The 17741-nt window shown below is 64.3% G+C and carries 18 protein-coding genes; 15 read left to right on the forward strand and 3 right to left on the reverse strand.

Annotated features, from left to right (window positions below; genetic code table 11):
- The first annotated feature begins 167 nt into the window (after positions 1-167).
- The 3 genes from HGQ17_RS13240 to HGQ17_RS13250 are packed head-to-tail and all read left to right on the forward strand — an operon-like array spanning position 168 to position 2066.
- Complete coding sequence (locus HGQ17_RS13240; RefSeq protein ID WP_168888427.1) at positions 168-1310, forward strand: CDP-glycerol glycerophosphotransferase family protein; 1143 nt, start codon at positions 168-170, stop codon at positions 1308-1310.
- A 10-nt stretch (positions 1311-1320) separates the two neighbouring features.
- Positions 1321-1689 carry a RidA family protein gene (locus HGQ17_RS13245; RefSeq protein WP_168888428.1) on the forward strand — a complete coding sequence of 123 codons (369 nt, stop codon included), beginning with the start codon at positions 1321-1323 and terminating at the stop codon, positions 1687-1689.
- Complete coding sequence (locus HGQ17_RS13250) at positions 1686-2066, forward strand: Rid family hydrolase (protein WP_168888429.1); 381 nt, start codon at positions 1686-1688, stop codon at positions 2064-2066. Before HGQ17_RS13245 ends, HGQ17_RS13250 begins: the two co-directional genes overlap by 4 nt.
- Positions 2067-2099: 33 nt before the next feature.
- Here the strand turns inward: HGQ17_RS13250 and HGQ17_RS13255 are convergent, their stop codons facing one another.
- From HGQ17_RS13255 to HGQ17_RS13265, 3 genes are read right to left on the reverse strand one after another with little or no spacing between them, the layout of a single operon-like run.
- Entirely contained in the window at positions 2100-2549 is a 450-nt protein-coding gene (locus HGQ17_RS13255; protein WP_168888430.1) for a hypothetical protein, read from the reverse strand.
- On the reverse strand, positions 2546-3304 hold the full coding sequence (gene dapB / locus HGQ17_RS13260; RefSeq protein WP_168888431.1) for a 4-hydroxy-tetrahydrodipicolinate reductase: 759 nt from the start codon (positions 3302-3304) through the stop codon (positions 2546-2548). Before dapB ends, HGQ17_RS13255 begins: the two co-directional genes overlap by 4 nt.
- A gap of 30 nt (positions 3305-3334) precedes the next feature.
- Positions 3335-4552: a heparan-alpha-glucosaminide N-acetyltransferase domain-containing protein gene (locus HGQ17_RS13265; protein ID WP_168888432.1), complete on the reverse strand. Its 1218-nt coding sequence runs from the start codon at positions 4550-4552 to the stop codon at positions 3335-3337.
- Positions 4553-4592: 40 nt separating this feature from the next.
- Here HGQ17_RS13265 and dapA point away from each other — a divergent pair, with 40 nt between their 5' ends.
- The 12 genes from dapA (at position 4593) to miaA (ending at position 17737) form a co-directional block, all read left to right on the forward strand.
- Positions 4593-5570 carry a 4-hydroxy-tetrahydrodipicolinate synthase gene (dapA, locus tag HGQ17_RS13270; RefSeq protein ID WP_168888433.1) on the forward strand — a complete coding sequence of 326 codons (978 nt, stop codon included), beginning with the start codon at positions 4593-4595 and terminating at the stop codon, positions 5568-5570.
- 66 nt (positions 5571-5636) lie between these two features.
- Positions 5637-7271, forward strand: coding sequence for a ribonuclease J (locus tag HGQ17_RS13275; protein ID WP_168888456.1), 1635 nt, complete (start codon positions 5637-5639; stop codon positions 7269-7271).
- Positions 7272-7435: 164 nt separating this feature from the next.
- Entirely contained in the window at positions 7436-10453 is a 3018-nt protein-coding gene (locus HGQ17_RS13280) for an FtsK/SpoIIIE family DNA translocase (protein WP_168888434.1), read from the forward strand.
- Positions 10454-10599: 146 nt separating this feature from the next.
- On the forward strand, positions 10600-11244 hold the full coding sequence (gene pgsA / locus HGQ17_RS13285) for a CDP-diacylglycerol--glycerol-3-phosphate 3-phosphatidyltransferase (RefSeq protein ID WP_168888435.1): 645 nt from the start codon (positions 10600-10602) through the stop codon (positions 11242-11244).
- A complete protein-coding gene (locus HGQ17_RS13290; RefSeq protein WP_168888436.1) occupies positions 11234-11845 on the forward strand; it encodes a CinA family protein in 612 nt (203 codons plus the stop codon). The genes pgsA and HGQ17_RS13290 overlap by 11 nt, the downstream gene beginning before the upstream one ends.
- A gap of 91 nt (positions 11846-11936) precedes the next feature.
- Positions 11937-12380: a helix-turn-helix domain-containing protein gene (locus tag HGQ17_RS13295; RefSeq protein WP_168888437.1), complete on the forward strand. Its 444-nt coding sequence runs from the start codon at positions 11937-11939 to the stop codon at positions 12378-12380.
- 217 nt (positions 12381-12597) lie between these two features.
- Positions 12598-13134 carry a MarR family winged helix-turn-helix transcriptional regulator gene (locus HGQ17_RS13300; protein WP_168888438.1) on the forward strand — a complete coding sequence of 179 codons (537 nt, stop codon included), beginning with the start codon at positions 12598-12600 and terminating at the stop codon, positions 13132-13134.
- A gap of 4 nt (positions 13135-13138) precedes the next feature.
- Positions 13139-13357: a DUF3046 domain-containing protein gene (locus HGQ17_RS13305; RefSeq protein ID WP_168888439.1), complete on the forward strand. Its 219-nt coding sequence runs from the start codon at positions 13139-13141 to the stop codon at positions 13355-13357.
- 177 nt (positions 13358-13534) lie between these two features.
- Positions 13535-14575 carry a recombinase RecA gene (gene recA / locus HGQ17_RS13310; RefSeq protein WP_168888440.1) on the forward strand — a complete coding sequence of 347 codons (1041 nt, stop codon included), beginning with the start codon at positions 13535-13537 and terminating at the stop codon, positions 14573-14575.
- A gap of 37 nt (positions 14576-14612) precedes the next feature.
- Entirely contained in the window at positions 14613-15272 is a 660-nt protein-coding gene (locus HGQ17_RS13315; protein ID WP_168888441.1) for a regulatory protein RecX, read from the forward strand.
- Between the two features lie 27 nt (positions 15273-15299).
- The gene (gene miaB / locus HGQ17_RS13320) at positions 15300-16814 is read left to right on the forward strand and encodes a tRNA (N6-isopentenyl adenosine(37)-C2)-methylthiotransferase MiaB (RefSeq protein ID WP_168888442.1); all 1515 of its coding nucleotides are present in this window, start codon (positions 15300-15302) and stop codon (positions 16812-16814) included.
- Positions 16811-17737: a tRNA (adenosine(37)-N6)-dimethylallyltransferase MiaA gene (gene miaA, locus HGQ17_RS13325; RefSeq protein ID WP_168888443.1), complete on the forward strand. Its 927-nt coding sequence runs from the start codon at positions 16811-16813 to the stop codon at positions 17735-17737. Before miaB ends, miaA begins: the two co-directional genes overlap by 4 nt.
- Positions 17738-17741 lie beyond the last annotated feature (4 nt).

Here is a 17741-nt window from a genome sequence, read left to right on the forward strand (position 1 = left end):
CGCAGGCGGGTCATTCCGTACTCCAACCCCCGATGAACGCAATAGTTCCGGCCGATTCCTGGCGCTTACGTTAGGGTATCTCTGGTATTGCACGCGTGTATCGGCTTCGAGTCAGGAAGGATCTGGGGGACCTGAAGAAACGTATCCTTCCGCATGCGCTGGGCTTCATGGTTGGTGGGGCCCGGACCATCTACGCGGCAATGAAACTGCTGCCGGTGCAGCGCAAGGTTGTGCTGATCACCCGCGAACCTAAGCAGATCACGGTAGATTTCACGCTCCTGCAGGATGCTATCCGCCGCAAACACCCTGATCACCGGATTGTGGTGATCAAGCATAAGAAGCTCTCGCCCTCCTATATCCCCAAGGCGTTCCGGGAGATGTACCACCTGGCCACCTGCTCGGGCTGCCTGGTGGACGGCTACATCATCCCGGTCAGCATTCTCAATCACCGCCCGGAGCTGCGGATCGGTCAGATCTGGCACGCCCTGGGGGCCATCAAGAAGTTCGGTCACCTGGCCTCCGGGACCAAGGAAGGCCCTCATCCGCGGGTGGCTGCGACCATGCGGATGCATCAGAACTACACCTTCGTCTGCGCCTCCGGTCAGGTCCCGGCAGCCATCTACACCGCGGCCTTCGGGATCCCCGCCGAACGAGTCCAGCCACTGGGCATGCCCCGGATCGACTACCTCCTCAATGAGGAGATCATGGGGGCCAAGCGGGAGAAGATCCTTAACCACTATCCGCGGTTGCGTCAGACCAAGAAAGAGGGCGGGCGGATTGTGCTCTACATTCCGACCTTCCGGCGCGGCCAGCACATCCCGTATACGAAGCTGGCTGCCGCCTTCGCCGACCATGACGGGGAAACCAACGACGACGGCGCGAACACGCTGGTTCTGCTGCCGCATCCGATCGATAAGTCACCTCTGCCCGAAGGCGGCGGAACTATCATCGGCACCGATTTCGGGGTGCTGGACTGGTTGGCCGTTGCCGATGTGGTGATCACCGACTATTCGGCGGTGACCTACGAGGCGACCCTGCGCGAGATCCCCACCGTGTTCTGGCCCTACGATATGAACCACTACACCAAGGCCCGCGGCCTGGCGGTGGACTATGAGGCTGAGGTTCCCGGGCCGATCGTCTCCTCGGCCACCGAGGCAGTGGAAGCCGCCCTGGGCGCTGATCGGCCCGACTACCGCGAGTTCCGGGCCAAACACCTCAGCTTCGTCACCGAAGAGAACGGCTCCCTGCCGGAGGGCGCACCCCGCTGCGCTGACCGAATCGTCGATGCCCTGGAACTGAAGTCCGACTGAGGCAGGAGCTATGGAGCGTATCGGAGTAAAGAACGTAGCCGGGGCCCGGGCTTCAGAAGCCGTTGCCACTGATGATCTGATCTTCTTCTCCGGTATACATGCCGAAGACCGCTCCGGCGATATCGGTGAGCAGACCGCCTGGTGTCTGAACCGGCTCTCCGAACTTTTGGGGCAGTTCGGTCAGGATGAGTCGAGCATCCTGATGATCCACATCTGGCTCAAGGACATGCGGTACTTCTCAGCGATGAATAAGGCCTGGAACACCTGGATCGACCCCGAGAACCCACCGGCACGCACCTGCGTCTCCGGAGAACTGTTCCGCCCCGATGCGCTGATCGAGGTAGTCGCCATCGCCGAGCGAACCCAGGGCGCATCGTGACGGTCACCAAGGCCGGAAGAATCCAAGGTGGCGGCAGCCCCGGGATCTACCTCGCCTCAGCGGCCAAGGGGCTGGCCTCATTCTGCGCCACGGCCTCAGATAAGAGCCTCGACGCCGCGGGGCAGACCCACGAGATCCTCACCCGGGCTGAGGAGTACCTCGCCGAACTCGGCGCAGATAAGAACCACCTGGTGATGACCCAGGTGTGGCTGCTGGATATGGAGGAGCTGGAGGGCTTCACCACCGCATGGCAGCAGTGGCTCGGTGACACGGAGCCACCAGCGCTGTCCATAGTCGGAGCACCCGCCGCCTCCCACGACTCCCTGGTAGAAATCCGGGTCTATGCCAGCACGCCGAAGGAAACGTTGCCAGCCTGAGTCGAACTCAGTGAACTCCGTAAACGCGGATCGCTAACCGGCCGGCTGGGACCGGTGCATATCGATGGCCTTCTTCATAGTTTGGCGGGCGCGGGCACGGTCCCCGGCGACGTCGTAGGCGTAGGCCAGTCGGTACCAGACCCGCCAGTCCTGCGGGGCGGCCTCAGCCTCGGCCTTGAACCGTTCGAACTGCTCATCGGCCTGCTCACGGTTCGGGCGTCCGGCAGGGGAGCGCTCCACGGTGTCCTCGGGCAGAGCGCCCTCGGATTCCAGGATCTTGCCCAGTCGCTCAGTCCGGGCGCCGAAGGCAATCGCATGCCAGAGGAACCAGGCACCCAGAGCCACCAGCAGAAGCGTGCCGGCACCCAGCAGCCGGGCCACCGTGTCATCGACCCGCAGGAACCGCACACCAGAAATTGCAGCCCCCGCCATGACGATGACCACCAGGCCGATCATCACGAAGGTCCAGAACTTACTACTCATAGACCGAGGTCCAAATAACCGTCCAACCCGTGGGTCAGACCAGGCCGGGAGGCAACAGTCCGCAGACCCAGCAGCACACCGGGCATGAAGCTGCCATGGTCGAAAGAGTCGTGACGGAAGGTCAGCTGCTCACCGGGGGAACCCAGCAGCACCTCCTGGTGGGCCACCAGCCCACGCAGCCGAACAGAGTGCACCCGGATGCCATCAACATCAGCACCACGGGCACCGTCCAACTGCTTCTCGGTGGCATCGGGAGAGGGCCCGGTCCCAGCCTCAGCCCGGGTGGCAGCCATCAGTTGAGCAGTCCGCACCGCGGTCCCGGAAGGGGCATCCACCTTATTGGGATGATGCAGCTCAATGATCTCGGCTGACTCAAAATACTGGGCAGCCTTGGCCGCAAACGCGGAGGCGAGTACCGAACCCAAGGCGAAGTTCGGGGCGATCAGCACCCCGACGTCGTCGTTGGCTGCCAATTTCTGCTCAAGCCGCTGCAGCCGGTCAGCATCCCACCCGGTGGTCCCCACAACACAGTGGATGCCGTTCTCCACCGCGAAATGAACATTGGTCTCCGTGGCATCGGGGATGGTCAGATCCACCACATGGGTGGCCCCAGCCTCAGTGACCTTCTCCAGGGAGTCACCGCGGCCCAGAGCCGCAACCAGCTCCATGCCCTCAGCCTTCTCCACCGCATCAACTGCAGCAGTGCCCATCCGTCCGCGGGCACCCAGCACCGCAACTTTCAACTCATCAGCCATGCCCCTAAGCCTACCTACCGTCAGGGTCAGCTAGCGGGTCGCCGTGGTGCTGAGCGCATACACCAGACCCTCCAAAGGACCACGACGACGCAGCAGCATCTTGACCAGCCCCAACACCAGGAAGCCGCCGACAAACCACACAGCCAGCATCGGTGCCGAAAGCTCAGCGAACTCCGCGGGAATCCACTGCTGATCGCTGCGCCAGAAATGCAGAACCACCAGATGCCCCACATACAGGGTCAGCGGCATCGCCCCGGCACCGGCCAGCGGGGCGATCAGCCATTTAGCCTTCTCCGCCATCAAACACAGGCCCAATACTGCGGCCGCGCAGCCCATATGGTGCAGCAGGCCTACTGGACTGCCCTGATGGGCGGTGGCCAGCAGGAACCAGTCCTCACTGGCGACCATCGGCATGAAATGGTCATTGACTTCCAGACCACCCAGAATCTCGGTCTCCGACCAGTTTCCGGAAGCCGCGATCCGGGTGACCACCTCCGTATGCTGAATGGCCAACCAATGCACCAGATAAGTGCCGGCAGCCAGGCCTGCACCGAGCAGCAGCAGCCACTGGGCGGTGATCCCGCGCTTGAGCGGCAGGCGGCCAATGGCCATCCCGAAGAACACAAAAGCCGGCCACAGCAGCAGTGGGTAATAACCGGTCAGCAGCAGGTCCTGCAGCAGCAGCTGGGGCCGGGCGAGGTCAGTCAGTGCGGGGGAGGACCATAGGCGCTGATCAGCCGGCAGGGCGCCCTCATGGTCCCGCAGCCGATTCTGAGCGAACCAGAAGACCACCGGCATCAGCGCAGTCCAAGCAGCGGTGAGTCCGAACAGGGACTTCGCACCCAGGCGCAGGAACGGCAGAGCCAGCAGGAACATCAGCCCGTAGTGGACCAGGATAACCGCCACCCCGGCATCCAACAGGGCCGCAGAGAGACCGATCAGCACCACCAGTCCGGCGCGGATGGCAAGACCCTTCCGATCCCGGCTGACCTCAGCATTGGAACGGTCCGGATCGGAGCCCCCAGTCAGCAGGGCGATCCCCACCCCGGCCAACACCGCGAACAGGGCGGCTGAACGTCCGGAGAAGATCATGCCCACCCAGGTCGGCTCACCGGTGGCATCATCAGTGGTGGTCAGCACATGGACCAGCATCATGCCGATCAGAGCCACCCCGCGGGCAGCATCAACACCCCACAGTCGACCTCCGCGGGAACCAGTTCGTCCCGCGCTGCGCCTAAATCGTCCCATATGGCGTCCCTCGCAAGCTCACAGCGGTAGGCTACTCCCTATGGACTCCCAGATCGATGCCGCAGGCGGCGAGCAGCCCCACGAGTTCGACCCATACCTGGCCAAAGGTGAGGTCAAACACCCTGATCAGACCGACCCCTATTTCGGTCACCTGATTACCGCCATGGTCACCCCATTCACCGAGGATGACCGGGTGGACTTCAAAGCATTTGAGGCCCTGGCCGCCAAGCTTGTGGACGAGGGCAATGACTCCCTGGTGGTCTCCGGAACCACCGGTGAGACCTCCACTCTGGAGGACTATGAGAAGGCCGATCTGGTCCGTGCCGCGAAGTCCGCAGTGGGTGACCGTGCGAAGATCATCGCCGGTACCTCCACCAACCACACCAGCCACGACCTGGAGATGGCAGCCCGCGCCGAGCGCGCCGGTGCCGACGGCCAGCTGGTGGTCACCCCCTACTACAACAAGCCCTCCCAGGACGGGGTGCTGGCCCACTACAAGGCAGTGGCCGACGCCGCCGACCTCCCCCTGATGATCTACGACATCCCCGGCCGCTCCGGGATCGCCATCGAAACCGAGACGATCCTCAAACTGGCCGAGCACCCGCGGATCATGTCGCTCAAAGACGCCAAGAACGACATCACCGCCACCACCGAGGTGCTGACCAAGACTGACCTGGAGATCTACTCCGGTGACGACCAGAACGTGCTGGCCTGGATGGCCATGGGTGCCGCCGGTGTGGTCTCGGTGACCGCCCATGTGGCAGCCCCGACCTTCCGTCGGATGATCGACGCGGTGCTCAACTACGAGCTGAAGGATGCCCGCATCGCCCACTCCGAGCTGGGACCGGTTATCCGTGCGCTGATGACCCGGGTCCAGGGCGCAGTCTCCTCCAAGCTGGTCCTGAACTGGTTGGGTTTCCCCATCAACACAGACGTCCGCCTGCCCCTGGTGCAGGCAAATGAGGGTGAGCAGGAGCTCATCCTCGCCGACCTGCGAGAGGCAGGTTGGCAGCTCTAGAAAGGAGCCTTCATCCACGTGTCACCTGAAAAGCTGCAGACCCCGCCGAAGCTGAAAGACGGCACCATGCGGATCGTTCCGCTGGGCGGCCTCGGTGAGGTCGGGCGGAATATGACCGTCTTCGAGCTCAACGGCAAACTGCTGATCGTCGACTGCGGTGTGCTCTTCCCCGAGGAGGAGCAGCCCGGTGTGGACCTCATCCTGCCCGACTTCAGCTATATCGAAGACCGGCTCGACGACGTCGTCGGGCTTGTTCTCACCCACGGGCATGAGGACCATATCGGCGCGGTGCCCTATCTGCTGCGGCAGAAGGAGGACATCCCGATCATCGGGTCGAAGCTGACCCTCGCGCTGATCGAGGCCAAGCTCAACGAGCACCGGCTCAACGCATACACACTCACCGTGCGCGAGGGCGATACCGAGAACTTCGGGCCCTTCGAGTGCGAGTTCGTTGCGGTCAACCACTCCATTCCGGATTCGCTGGCGGTGTTCATCCGCACTGAGGCGGGTTCCGTGCTGCACACCGGCGACTTCAAGATGGACCAGCTTCCCCTGGACGGGCGGATCACCGACCTGCGCCACTTCGCCCGGCTGGGCGAGGAGGGCGTTGACCTCTACCTCTCCGACTCCACCAACGCCCATATCCCCGGGTTCACCACCCCGGAGAAGGAGATCGGCCCGACCATCGACCAGGTCATCTCCCGCGCCCAGCGCCGGGTGATCGTGGCCAGCTTCGCCAGCCATATCCACCGCGTCCAGCAGGTGCTCGACGCCGCCGCAGCCCACGGGCGCAAAGTCGCCTTCGTAGGGCGCTCCATGGTGCGCAATATGTCGATTGCCAAACAGCTGGGCTACCTCGAGATCCCAGAAAACATCCTGGTGGATCTCAAGAAGGTCGGGGACCTGCCAGATCACAAGGTGGTGCTGATGTCCACCGGCTCCCAGGGTGAGCCCATGGCGGCACTGTCCCGGATGGCCAATGGCGACCACCAGATCCAAGTCGGCGAAGGCGACACCATCATCCTGGCCTCCAGCCTCATCCCCGGCAACGAGAACTCCGTCTACCGGGTGATCAACGGACTGATGAAGCTCGGCGCCGACGTCGTGCATAAGGACAATGCCAAAGTCCATGTCTCCGGGCACGCCTCGGCAGGGGAGCTGCTGTACTCCTACAACATCCTCAAACCGCGTAACGCGATGCCCGTCCACGGCGAACACCGGCACCTGATCGCCAACGGCAAACTGGCCGAGCAGACCGGTGTGGACCCCGAACGGGTACTGCTGTGCGAAGACGGCTCCGTGGTGGATATGCGCGACGGGCTGGCCCGAGTCACCGGCCAGATCGAGGCCGGCTACGTCTACGTTGACGGCTCCTCGGTCGGTGAGATCACCGATTCCGAGCTCAAAGACCGGCGCACCCTGGGCGAAGAGGGCTTCATCTCGGTGATCACCGTGGTCAACCGGCAGACCGGACACATCGTCTCCGGACCGGATATCCACGCCCGCGGTGTAGCCGAGGAGGACGAGGTCTTCAAGAACATCAAGCCCAAGATCGCCAAGGCGCTGACCGAGGCCATCCAGGACAATAAGGAGCACACCACCCACCAGCTCCAGCAGATCGTGCGCCGCACTATCGGCTCCTGGGTCAACCGCAAACTGCGCCGGAAGCCGATGATCGTCCCCGTCGTCGTCGAAACCTGAGGTTTCGAGCGCTTTCGGGGCCTGCGCGGAGGGATCGCGCTGCCCGCACCGTTCGGGCGGGGCCTGGAGCGCAGCCACGTAGCTTGAGTGTGTGCAGGCTCCCACACAGCTTCGCAGGCGCGTATATCCGGCGACACGCGGGGGTCAGCGGCTAAGTTGGGGGTATGGCGACACGTACTTCCCCCTCGCGGTCGTCCGGAAAGAAAACTACATCTTCCGGAAAGTCCCGCGCGACGACGTCGAAAAAGTCCACCACTGCCCAGGCTGAGGACAACAACATCGTCTTCACCGCTGCGCGCGGGCTCTGGCTGACCCTGGCCACCCCGGTGGGCGGAGCTGTGCGCAGTGTCGGCCGCCAGATCAAGATCCACCCCGATGACCGCCGCGACGGCGCCGGGCTGGTCTTCTTCCTGCTCGCAGTCCTCACCGCAGTCACCGACTGGTGGGGTGCGCACAACTGGGACCACTGGGGCACCGACCTCGTCCACCGGATCACCGCCGGCACCTTCGGCTGGGCCTCGGTCCTGCTGCCGCTGGCGCTGCTGATCACCGCCTTCCGGTACTTCCGGACCCCGCAGGAACACGAGGCCAACGGCCGGGTCGCCATCGGACTGTCCATCGTGCTCGCCTCCTCCGCCGGTCTGGCCCACCTCGCCGCCGGAGTGCCCACGATCAACGAGATCTTCGACTCCGGGGACACCGGCGGATTCGCTGCCATGATCGACTCCGGAGGCATCCTCGGCTACCTCGTCGTGGTACCGATGGCCTCCCTGGTCACCGTCTACCCCGTCTGGGTCATCCTCTCGGTGATCCTCGCCGCAGGCCTCCTGGTGCTCACCGACACCCCCGTGCGCCGGATCCCCGCCCGGATCGCAGTGGCCCGCAACTACATCATCGGCGACCCCGAGGAGCCCCGCCCCGCTACCCGGCAGGCACCCACCGGTGGCGCCTCCCAGCAGCAGGACGCCGTCTACTACGAGAACGACGACGCCGGTGCTGCCACCCACCCGCGGCCCAAGCGCGCCAAGAAGGCTGCCGCCAAGGCTGAGCGGCCCAGCTTCTTCGCCAAACTCTCCGGCGACGACGCCCAGGAGACTGCCGATGTCCCGGATCCCGCGGACACCGCACCCACGGCGGCTCTGGACCCCGCAGAGGGTGCCTACGACACCCCGGTCTTCGACGCCGAGGCGCCCGAGACCCCCAAACCGGGCAAGAAGCGGCCCACCAAGCAGGAGCAGCAGATCGAGGCGACCAAACGTGCCGCCGGAGTCTCCTCCGCGTCGTCGACTCCCAAGGCAACCTCCCATCCGGAGGCCCCAGCCCCTGCCACCGACCTCCCAGTGCGCTCCGAGCAGCTGGAACTCTCCGGGGATGTCACCTACACCCTGCCCGAACAGCAGCTGCTGCCGGCAGGGCCCCCGCCGAAGGAAAGCTCGGATGCCAACACTGAGATCGTTGAGGCACTGGACCGCACCTTCGCCCAGTTCAAGGTCGACGCCGAGGTCACCGGGTTCTCCCGCGGTCCGACAGTGACCCGCTACGAGATCGAACTCGCCCCGGGCACCAAGGTGGAGAAGGTCACCAACCTGGAGAAGAACATCGCCTATGCGGTGGCCTCCAATGAGGTGCGCATCCTCAGCCCCATCCCGGGCAAATCCGCCATCGGCATCGAGATCCCCAACCGGGATAAGGAAGTCGTTGCCCTTGGTGATGTGCTGCGCTCGGGTAAGGCCCGGAAGAACGAGCACCCCATGGTCATGGGTGTCGGTAAGGACGTCGAGGGCGGCTTCGTGTTGGCCAACCTCGCTAAGATGCCCCACCTGCTGGTCGCCGGTGCCACCGGTGCCGGTAAATCGGCGTTCATCAACTCGATGATCACCTCCATCCTGATGCGCGCGACCCCGGATGAGGTCCGGATGGTCATGGTCGACCCCAAGCGTGTGGAGCTGACCGCCTACGAGGGCATCCCGCACCTGGTCACCCCCATCATCACCGACCCCAAGAAGGCCGCCGAGGCCCTGGAGTGGGTCTGTAAGGAGATGGACAACCGCTACGACGATCTCGCCCACTTCGGGTACAAGAAAATCGACGAGTTCAACGCCGCGGTCCGGGCCGGGAAGATCACCCTGCCCCCGGACAGCCAGCGCGTGCTGCGGCCCTACCCCTACCTCCTGGTGATCGTCGACGAGCTGGCCGACCTCATGATGGTCGCCCCCCGCGATGTCGAGGACTCCATCGTCCGCATCACCCAGCTGGCCCGTGCCGCCGGTATCCACCTCGTGCTGGCCACCCAGCGCCCCTCGGTCAATGTGGTCACCGGCCTCATCAAGGCCAATGTGCCCTCCCGGATGGCCTTCGCCACCTCCTCGGCCACCGACTCCCGCGTGGTGCTGGACTCCGTGGGAGCCGAGAAGCTGCTGGGCCAAGGTGACGCTCTGTTCCTGCCGATGGGCCAGTCCAAGCCGATGCGTGTCCAGGGCGCCTGGGTCAACGAGTCCGAGGTCGAGGCCGTCGTCGCCCATGTGAAATCCCAGCTGCAGGCCCAGTACCGCGAGGATGCGGTCAAGGCCATGGAGCCGAAGAAACGCGAGATCGACGAGGACATCGGGGAGGATCTCGACCTGCTGCTGGCAGCCACCGAACTGGTGGTCACCACCCAGTTCGGCTCCACCTCCATGCTGCAGCGCAAGCTCAAAATGGGCTTCGCCAAGGCCGGCCGGATCATGGACCTCATGGAATCCCGCGGGGTCGTCGGACCCTCCGAGGGATCCAAGGCCCGTGATGTGCTGGTGGCCCCCGAGGAGCTCGCCGATGTTCTCGCCGCCATCAAGGGTGAGGACGACGGCGACGACGCCGCCCCGGCACCCTATGACGCCGCCGCCGAGGTTGAAGTGGTCCAGTCCCAGCCCCTGGAGGCCGGTGCTGAGCCTGGCGCTGCACCTGGCGCCGAACCCGGTGCGCCCGCCCAGCAGCCAGCCGGGGAGCCGGGTGCCGCCGCGGCCCAGCCGCAGGCCAGTGCCGAGACCGGTGGCGCCTCCGCGGGTGCGGAGGAGGACTGGGGCGCTGACCTCATCGCCCGGGATATGGCCGAACGCACCCGCGATCTCTCTGAGGTCGTGGACTACCACGACGGTCATGACTCAGCCACCAGTGAGGACGCCTGGTCCCTGACCGGGCGGTGAGTCCCTGACTGTCGGTAACTCACCGGCCGGCCAGCAGTTGCCCCGTTTGTCGCGTAGCTTTCGGAACACCGTGTCCCTATAGGTACGCGGTAAATCAACAGCGACGCGGTAAACGCCCCGGGGCCGACCCGGGTATCCTGGCTGAGATGAATCCCCCTGCGCCTGTACCACTGCTGAATATCGCCAATATCCTCACCATGCTCCGCATAGTGCTGGTGCCGGTATTCGTGGTGCTGCTGGTCATCGACGCCGAACCCTCCGGGGCCGGGGCACTGCAGCCCCTGGAAGCCGGCGACGGACCCTGGCGCTGGGTGGCCGCAGCCGTTTTCGCGGTGGCCATGATCACCGACTTCATCGACGGCGACCTCGCCCGCAAACGTAATCTGATCACCGACTTCGGCAAGATCGCCGATCCCATCGCAGACAAACTGCTGGTCGGGGCCGCACTGATCATGCTGTCCCTGCTCGGCGAACTCTGGTGGTGGGTGACCATCGTCATCCTGGTTCGCGAACTGGCCATCACCGTGCTGCGCATGGTCATGATCCGCACTCAGGTCATGCCCGCCTCCCGCGGCGGCAAACTCAAAACCATGCTCCAGGCCGGCGGTCTGCAGCTGATGCTGCTGCCGGTGGCCCTGGGCCTCAGCGAGATCGCCGGGCTGAGCATCGGAGAGCTGATCTACTACGCCGGCTTTGGCCTCGTACTGGCCAGCGCGGTGGTAGCCGTGGTCACCGGCATCGACTACTTCATCCAGGCCATGCGAATCAGGAGGGCAGCCAATGGCAACTGAAGGTGACGCCGAGAAGGTCGCAGAACACGCCGAGCAGAAGACTGACCCCGTAGAGATCATCCAGCGGATGGGCCACCGCGGGCTGAGCCTGGCCACTGCCGAATCCCTGACCGCAGGAGCCCTGGCCTCCCGGATCGCAGAGGTCCCCGGGGCCTCAGCCGCCCTGCTGGGGGGAGTGGTCGCCTACTCCAACCAGGTCAAACTCAATGTGCTCAAGGTCGACTCCCAGCTGCTGGAGGACAGAGGAGCCGTCGACGGCGACGTCGCCGCCCAAATGGCTCTGGGAGCAGCCCAGTCCTGTGGCGTCGACATCGCAGTCTCCACCACTGGCGTGGCCGGACCGGAACCGCATCAGGGCAAGGACGTCGGAACGGTCTACCTGGGCATCGCCGCCGGGGCCGAGGCCGTCGAACGATACAACCTGACCCTCCCCGAGGACTGCAACCGGCATGAGGCCCAAGAGGGAGATGAACTGGCCGGGTATAAACTGCTCGACCTCGACGGCGACCGGGCCGCGATCCGCGAAGCCAGCGTGGAAGCCGCCTTGAAACTGATCAGCGATTTCCTGCACACTGAGCCCCCTGGCCTGCCGGAGGCCTAGTGGACACCTCAGTGATACCCGCTACAGTGGGAACAAATCGGCGGTAGAACGAGTTGGCCTATTCGAAAGTCGTACTCTCAAGGGAGATGTCATGGTGAGACAGCCAGTCACAGTCAACGGGGTGACCCGCTGGAAGGACACCGAGGCCGAAGGCATGCCAGCTGAGGCCGGCGGTGAGGCCAAGGGCGTTGTGCTGCGCCAGGAAATCGGAGACGTGCTGCGCAGCATCCGGCAGGAAGAGGGCCGCACCCTGCGCGATGTCTCCCACGACGCGCGCGTATCTCTGGGCTACCTCTCCGAGGTCGAACGAGGACAGAAGGAAGCATCCTCTGAGCTGCTGGCCTCGATCTGCACTGCGCTCAACGTTCCCCTGGCAGCCATGCTGTTCCAGGTCGCCGAGCGTATCGCTGCCGCCGAGGGCTTCGGCGTACCCGATACCGTGCCCACCGAACTGCAGCGCGAGTTCAGCACTGCCGGAGCTGTCAGTGGGGACAACCCCCTGGAGAGCCGTCCGGCCTACGCTGGCCTGCACTGAGTGTTCCGGTGGCGGGGAGACCCTGCTCGCCTCGCCACGAGGTAGCCCGCACAGCCGACTTAGCGGCTGCAGGGGTCCCTGATCTCGCGGTTCCCGCTCGGCAAGGCCTCGCCGCGCTGCACGCCTGAAGTCACAGCAGCGGTGCCGTAGCTGCTCATGACCGGCGCTGAAGGTCCATCTGGAGCGGTCGGGGCTTATTGCCGCTAGACTGACACGCATGGTTTCTGAGGATCGCCGTGTCCACGTCAAGGAGCTCCAGGAGGAGTTCTACCGCCTCTTCGTGCGTCGGCGGCACAATGCGATCCAGATGGCCCAGGCCATCGATCCCGAGATCGAACCTGCCGCCTACTCTGTACTCTTCACCCTCAAACGTGAAGGTGCCCAGCGGATGACCAGTATCTCCAAGCACCTCGGCATCGGAAAACCGACCCTCTCGCGCCAGCTGACCACCCTGGCCGAGCGTGGGTTCATCACCAAGAAGGCTGATCCTGCGGACGGCCGGGCCCTGGTGATCTCGCTGACCGAAGAGGGCCGCGCGCGGCTGGAGGCAGCTCAGAAGGAACGCTCCGAACGGTATCTGCATATGCTCGAGCCCTGGAGCGAAGAGGAGATTATGACCCTCTCGGGACTGCTGACCAAGATGAACAAGACCTATGCCGAATATGAGGCCGCCTACGGAGCCGGCAACGCCCCACCTCCGGAAGTCTCAGACAACGACGACGACGGCGCCTCGCCGGACGTGAAGGCCGCCTGAACCGGTGCGCGAATCCCGCTTCTGGATGCTCATGGAGGATGAGTTCGGCACCAACTACGCCCATGTGCTGGCCGGGCAGCTTGTGCTGAGCAAGTATCAGCTCACCGCCAAGGAGGCGCTGACCGCCGGGGTCCCCACCCGGGATGTGTGGGAGGCTGTCTGTGATCAGCAGGATGTGCCCGAATCGCGTCGACTTGGCCGGGATATTCCGCCGAAACCTTGAGCCTCGGCGTGTTGCTCGAATCTTTATTCGATCAGGCGTAGAGTTTTCCCCGGAAGTGATCTACCGGCCCCAACACGCGGGGAAATCCACAGATCGCAGGATGGAACATCGGCATGTCCGGGGCTGCACCTAAGTTGGAAGGTGTCAGCACAACTACACGATTTCACGAGGTGAAGCATGGCTAACAGCCCAGACCGTCAGAAAGCCCTCGAGGCAGCGCTGGCCCAGATCGACAAGCAGTACGGCAAGGGCTCGGTGATGCGCCTGGGTGATGAGACCCGAGCCCCCATCGAGGCGATCCCCACCTCCTCCATCGCCATGGACGCAGCCCTGGGCATCGGAGGTTTCCCCCGCGGACGTGTGGTTGAGATCTACGGTCCGGAATCCTCGGGTAAGACCACAGTCGCCCTGCATGCAGTGGCCAATGCGCAGAAGAACGGCGGAATCGCCGCATTCATCGACGCCGAGCACGCACTGGACCCCACCTACGCCGCCAAGCTGGGTGTGGACACTGACTCCCTGCTGGTTTCCCAGCCTGATACCGGTGAGCAGGCCCTGGAGATCATGGACATGCTGGTCTCCTCCGGCTCCCTGGATGTGGTGGTCATCGACTCCGTGGCAGCCCTGGTGCCCCGCGCTGAAATCGAAGGCGAGATGGGTGACTCCCATGTGGGCCTGCAGGCCCGCCTGATGTCTCAGGCGCTGCGTAAGATCACCGGACGGCTGGCTCAGGCCGGCACCACCGCGATCTTCATCAACCAGCTGCGTGAGAAGGTCGGTGTCTTCTTCGGCTCCCCGGAGACCACCTCCGGTGGTAAGGCCCTGAAGTTCTACGCCTCCGTCCGCGTCGACGTCCGCCGTATTGAGACCCTGAAGGAAGGCGTCAACGCCGTGGGCAACCGGACCCGGGCCAAGATCGTGAAGAACAAGATGGCCCCGCCGTTCAAGCAGGCCGAGTTCGACATCCTCTACGGTGAGGGCATTTCCCGTGAAGGCGGGCTGATCGACGTCGGCGTGGAGAACGGGCTGGTGAAGAAATCCGGCGCCTGGTTCACCTACGACGGCGACCAGCTGGGCCAGGGCAAGGAGAAGGCCCGCCAGTTCCTCAAGGACAATCCCGACCTTGCTGATGAGCTCGAGCACAAGATCAAGGAGAAGCTCGGCATCATCAAGACTGAAGGCGGCGATGGCGAGGAGCCCGCACTCCAGGCAGTCTGATGTTGCCATGCGGGCACTGGATCGGTAGAGGAGCCTCATGACTGATCAGAAACTCGAAGCGCTCCGGGAGACCCTGGCCAAATACGAGGCCGGAGAGCTGACCTCTGAGCTCTTCGGCGGTGGAGCCGAAACCGCCGAAGAGGATCAGCCCCATGGTCAGCAGGGTGAAAAGACGCCGCAGCAGACCAGCGGCGGGGGAGGAGATGAATACTCCAAAGCCCGGGCCCTGGTGCTGCGGAAGCTGACCGGCTCTCCAAAGTCCCGCCACCAGCTGGCAGAGGCTCTGCGGGAGAAGGAATTCTCAGAGGAGACCATCGCTGAAGTCCTGGATCGGATGGAAGAGGTCCAACTGGTCAACGATGCCGAGTTCGCCCATACCTGGGTGCGCATCCGGCATGAGCTCAAAGGCCTCGGCGCAGCAGCCCTGCGCCGGGAGCTGCAGGACAAAGGCGTCGGAGCCGAGGACATCGAATCAGCCCTGCAACAGCTCACCGCCGAGGACGAGCAAAGTGCCGCCCGTGAACTCATCGAGAACAAGCTGCGCGGCGTCGTTATACCCACCGGCACTGGGCCCGAGGACCGTAAGGAACGCGATAAGCTCACCCGCCGGCTGGTGAGCATGCTAGGCCGACGCGGACACAGCCCCGGGGCAGCCATCCAACTGGTCCGCGAAGCCATCGAGGAACGCGCCGCCTAAGGCAGCTCCCGGTAGAATGGGCCACCTATGACTGAAGCCCTCCTGGACCGCACTGACACCCAGACCGCAGAACGCACCTACGAGGTGCGCACATTCGGCTGCCAGATGAACGTCCACGACTCCGAGCGCATCTCCGGACTGCTCGAGGACGCCGGCTACGCCAAAGCCCCCGACGGTGAGACCCCTGACCTCGTGGTCTTCAACACCTGCGCAGTCCGGGAGAACGCCGATAACCGGCTCTACGGTCACCTCGGGCAGCTCAAGCCCCTCAAAGAATCCTCCGGGATGCAGATCGCCGTGGGCGGCTGTCTGGCCCAGAAGGACCAGAACACTGTCCTTGAGCGCGCCCCCTGGGTGGATGTCGTCTTCGGAACCCACAACATCGGTTCCCTGCCGACACTTCTGGAACGGTCCCGGCACAACCAGGAAGCCTCCATCGAAATCCTCGAGGCCCTGGAAACCTTCCCCTCCACCCTGCCCACCAAACGCGAATCCGTGCATTCGGGCTGGGTCTCGATCTCAGTGGGCTGTAATAACACCTGCACCTTCTGCATCGTGCCCTCCCTGCGCGGGAAGGAGAAGGACCGCCGGCCCGGCGAAATCCTCGCCGAAGTCCAGGCCCTGGTAGATGACGGCGCCGTCGAAGTCACCCTGCTGGGCCAGAACGTCAACACCTACGGGGTCGAATTCGGCGACCGTGCCGCCTTCGCCAAACTGCTGCGCGCCTGCGGAGAGATCGAAGGACTCGAACGCGTCCGCTTCACCTCCCCACACCCGGCCAGCTTCACCGATGACGTCATCGACGCCATGGCCGAGACCCATAATGTGATGCCCCAACTACATATGCCCCTGCAGTCCGGCTCCGACCGCATCCTCAAAGCCATGCGCCGGTCCTACCGAGGCAAGAAGTTCCTCGGCATCCTCGACAAAGTCCGCGAACGGATGCCGCATGCGGCAGTGACCACCGACATCATCGTCGGCTTCCCCGGCGAATCCGAGGAAGACTTCGAAGACACCATGTGCGTGGTCGAAGCCTCCCGGTTCTCCTCAGCCTTCACCTTCCAATACTCCCCACGGCCCGGCACCCCGGCCGCCGAGATGGAAGACCAGATCCCCAAGGAGATCGTCCAGAAACGCTTCGAGCGGCTGATCGCCCTGCAGAACCGGATCACCGCTGAGGAGAACGCCGCCATGGTCGGCACCACCCAGGAACTGCTGGTCACCGCAGACTCCGGATCCAAGGGAGAGCAGACCGGCCGGCTGACCGGACGAGCACCCGATAACCGGCTGGTCCACTTCAGCATCCCCGAAGGAAGCCCCACCCCACGGCCAGGGGACTTCGTCACCGTCCCGATTACCGAAGCCGGCAGTTTCCACCTGCTCTCCGACCCCGCCGCCAGCGACTACCAGTTGCGACGCTCCCGGGCAGGCGATGCCTGGGACCGCTGGCAGGCAGACTCCTGCGGTGTGGGCACCACCCAGGTCGAGGGAAGCAAACCGGGCTCAGTCTCCCTAGGCATGCCGACCCTGCGGGCTCAGTGAACAGCGCCGCAGTGCAACCACTGATCGCCCTGGTCGGCCCCACCGCCTCCGGGAAGACCGGGCTCAGCCTCAACCTGGCAGAAGCCCTCGACGGTGAAATCATCAACGCCGACTCCATGCAGTTCTACCGCGGCATGGACATCGGCACCGCCAAAGTCACCCCCGCCGAACGCGGAGAGACCCCACACCACCTCTTCGACACCCTCGAGGTCACCGAAGAGGCCTCCGTTGCCGAGTACCAAAACACCGCCCGCGAAGTGATCCAAGACATCCGGGCCCGCGGAAAAACCCCCATTATGGTCGGCGGCTCCGGTCTCTACATCCGGGCGGTCACCGATGTCATCGAATTCCCGCCCACCGACCCCGAGCTTCGCGAACAGATCCAACAGGAACTCGAAGCCGATGGGGCCGCCGAACTCCGCCAGGAACTGCGTGAAGCCGACCCCGAATCCGCGGCAGTCATCAAAGACGACCGGCGGCTGGTCCGAGCACTGGAAGTCATCCGGCTCACCGGGCGCAGCTTCACCTCGTATATGCCAGTCCGCCGCTATGAGCCCAGCATCGAACCGGTTGTGCAACTGGGTATCCGCATGGACCGGACGCTGCTGCATCAGCGCATCGAAGAACGCGTTCACCAGATGAGCGAAACCGGACTCCTCGAAGAGGTCCGCCAGCTCGCCGCAGCCGGCCTACGCGAAGGCAGAACCGCCGCTCAAGCCATCGGCTACCAACAGTTCCTCCGCGTCGTCGACGGGGCGCTCTCTGTAGACCAAGCGGTGGAAGAAACTATCATCGCCACCCGCAAATTCGCCCGCCGACAGGAAACCTGGTTCCGCGCCGACCCCCGCATCCACTGGCTCGATGCACCGGCCGATAACCTCACCGAGCAGGCGATGGAAGTAATCAGGGCCGCAACTGGTTGAATAA

The organism is Nesterenkonia sedimenti (assembly GCF_012641515.1).
Lineage (GTDB): Bacteria > Actinomycetota > Actinomycetes > Actinomycetales > Micrococcaceae > Nesterenkonia > Nesterenkonia sedimenti.

What these genes read in the sequence shown, in the direction of transcription:
- HGQ17_RS13245 (WP_168888428.1), top strand. Translation starts at nt 1,321, where the DNA reads ATGGAGCGTATCGGAGTAAAGAACGTAGCCGGGGCCCGGGCTTCAGAA.
- miaB (WP_168888442.1), top strand. Translation starts at nt 15,300, where the DNA reads ATGACTGAAGCCCTCCTGGACCGCACTGACACCCAGACCGCAGAACGC.
- HGQ17_RS13255 (WP_168888430.1), bottom strand. Translation starts at nt 2,549, where the DNA reads ATGAGTAGTAAGTTCTGGACCTTCGTGATGATCGGCCTGGTGGTCATC.
- HGQ17_RS13280 (WP_168888434.1), top strand. Translation starts at nt 7,436, where the DNA reads ATGGCGACACGTACTTCCCCCTCGCGGTCGTCCGGAAAGAAAACTACA.
- dapA (WP_168888433.1), top strand. Translation starts at nt 4,593, where the DNA reads ATGGACTCCCAGATCGATGCCGCAGGCGGCGAGCAGCCCCACGAGTTC.
- recA (WP_168888440.1), top strand. Translation starts at nt 13,535, where the DNA reads ATGGCTAACAGCCCAGACCGTCAGAAAGCCCTCGAGGCAGCGCTGGCC.
- HGQ17_RS13290 (WP_168888436.1), top strand. Translation starts at nt 11,234, where the DNA reads ATGGCAACTGAAGGTGACGCCGAGAAGGTCGCAGAACACGCCGAGCAG.
- HGQ17_RS13265 (WP_168888432.1), bottom strand. Translation starts at nt 4,552, where the DNA reads ATGGGACGATTTAGGCGCAGCGCGGGACGAACTGGTTCCCGCGGAGGT.
- HGQ17_RS13295 (WP_168888437.1), top strand. Translation starts at nt 11,937, where the DNA reads ATGGTGAGACAGCCAGTCACAGTCAACGGGGTGACCCGCTGGAAGGAC.
- dapB (WP_168888431.1), bottom strand. Translation starts at nt 3,304, where the DNA reads ATGGCTGATGAGTTGAAAGTTGCGGTGCTGGGTGCCCGCGGACGGATG.
- HGQ17_RS13315 (WP_168888441.1), top strand. Translation starts at nt 14,613, where the DNA reads ATGACTGATCAGAAACTCGAAGCGCTCCGGGAGACCCTGGCCAAATAC.
- pgsA (WP_168888435.1), top strand. Translation starts at nt 10,600, where the DNA reads ATGAATCCCCCTGCGCCTGTACCACTGCTGAATATCGCCAATATCCTC.
- HGQ17_RS13240 (WP_168888427.1), top strand. Translation starts at nt 168, where the DNA reads ATGGTTGGTGGGGCCCGGACCATCTACGCGGCAATGAAACTGCTGCCG.
- HGQ17_RS13275 (WP_168888456.1), top strand. Translation starts at nt 5,637, where the DNA reads ATGCGGATCGTTCCGCTGGGCGGCCTCGGTGAGGTCGGGCGGAATATG.
- HGQ17_RS13300 (WP_168888438.1), top strand. Translation starts at nt 12,598, where the DNA reads ATGGTTTCTGAGGATCGCCGTGTCCACGTCAAGGAGCTCCAGGAGGAG.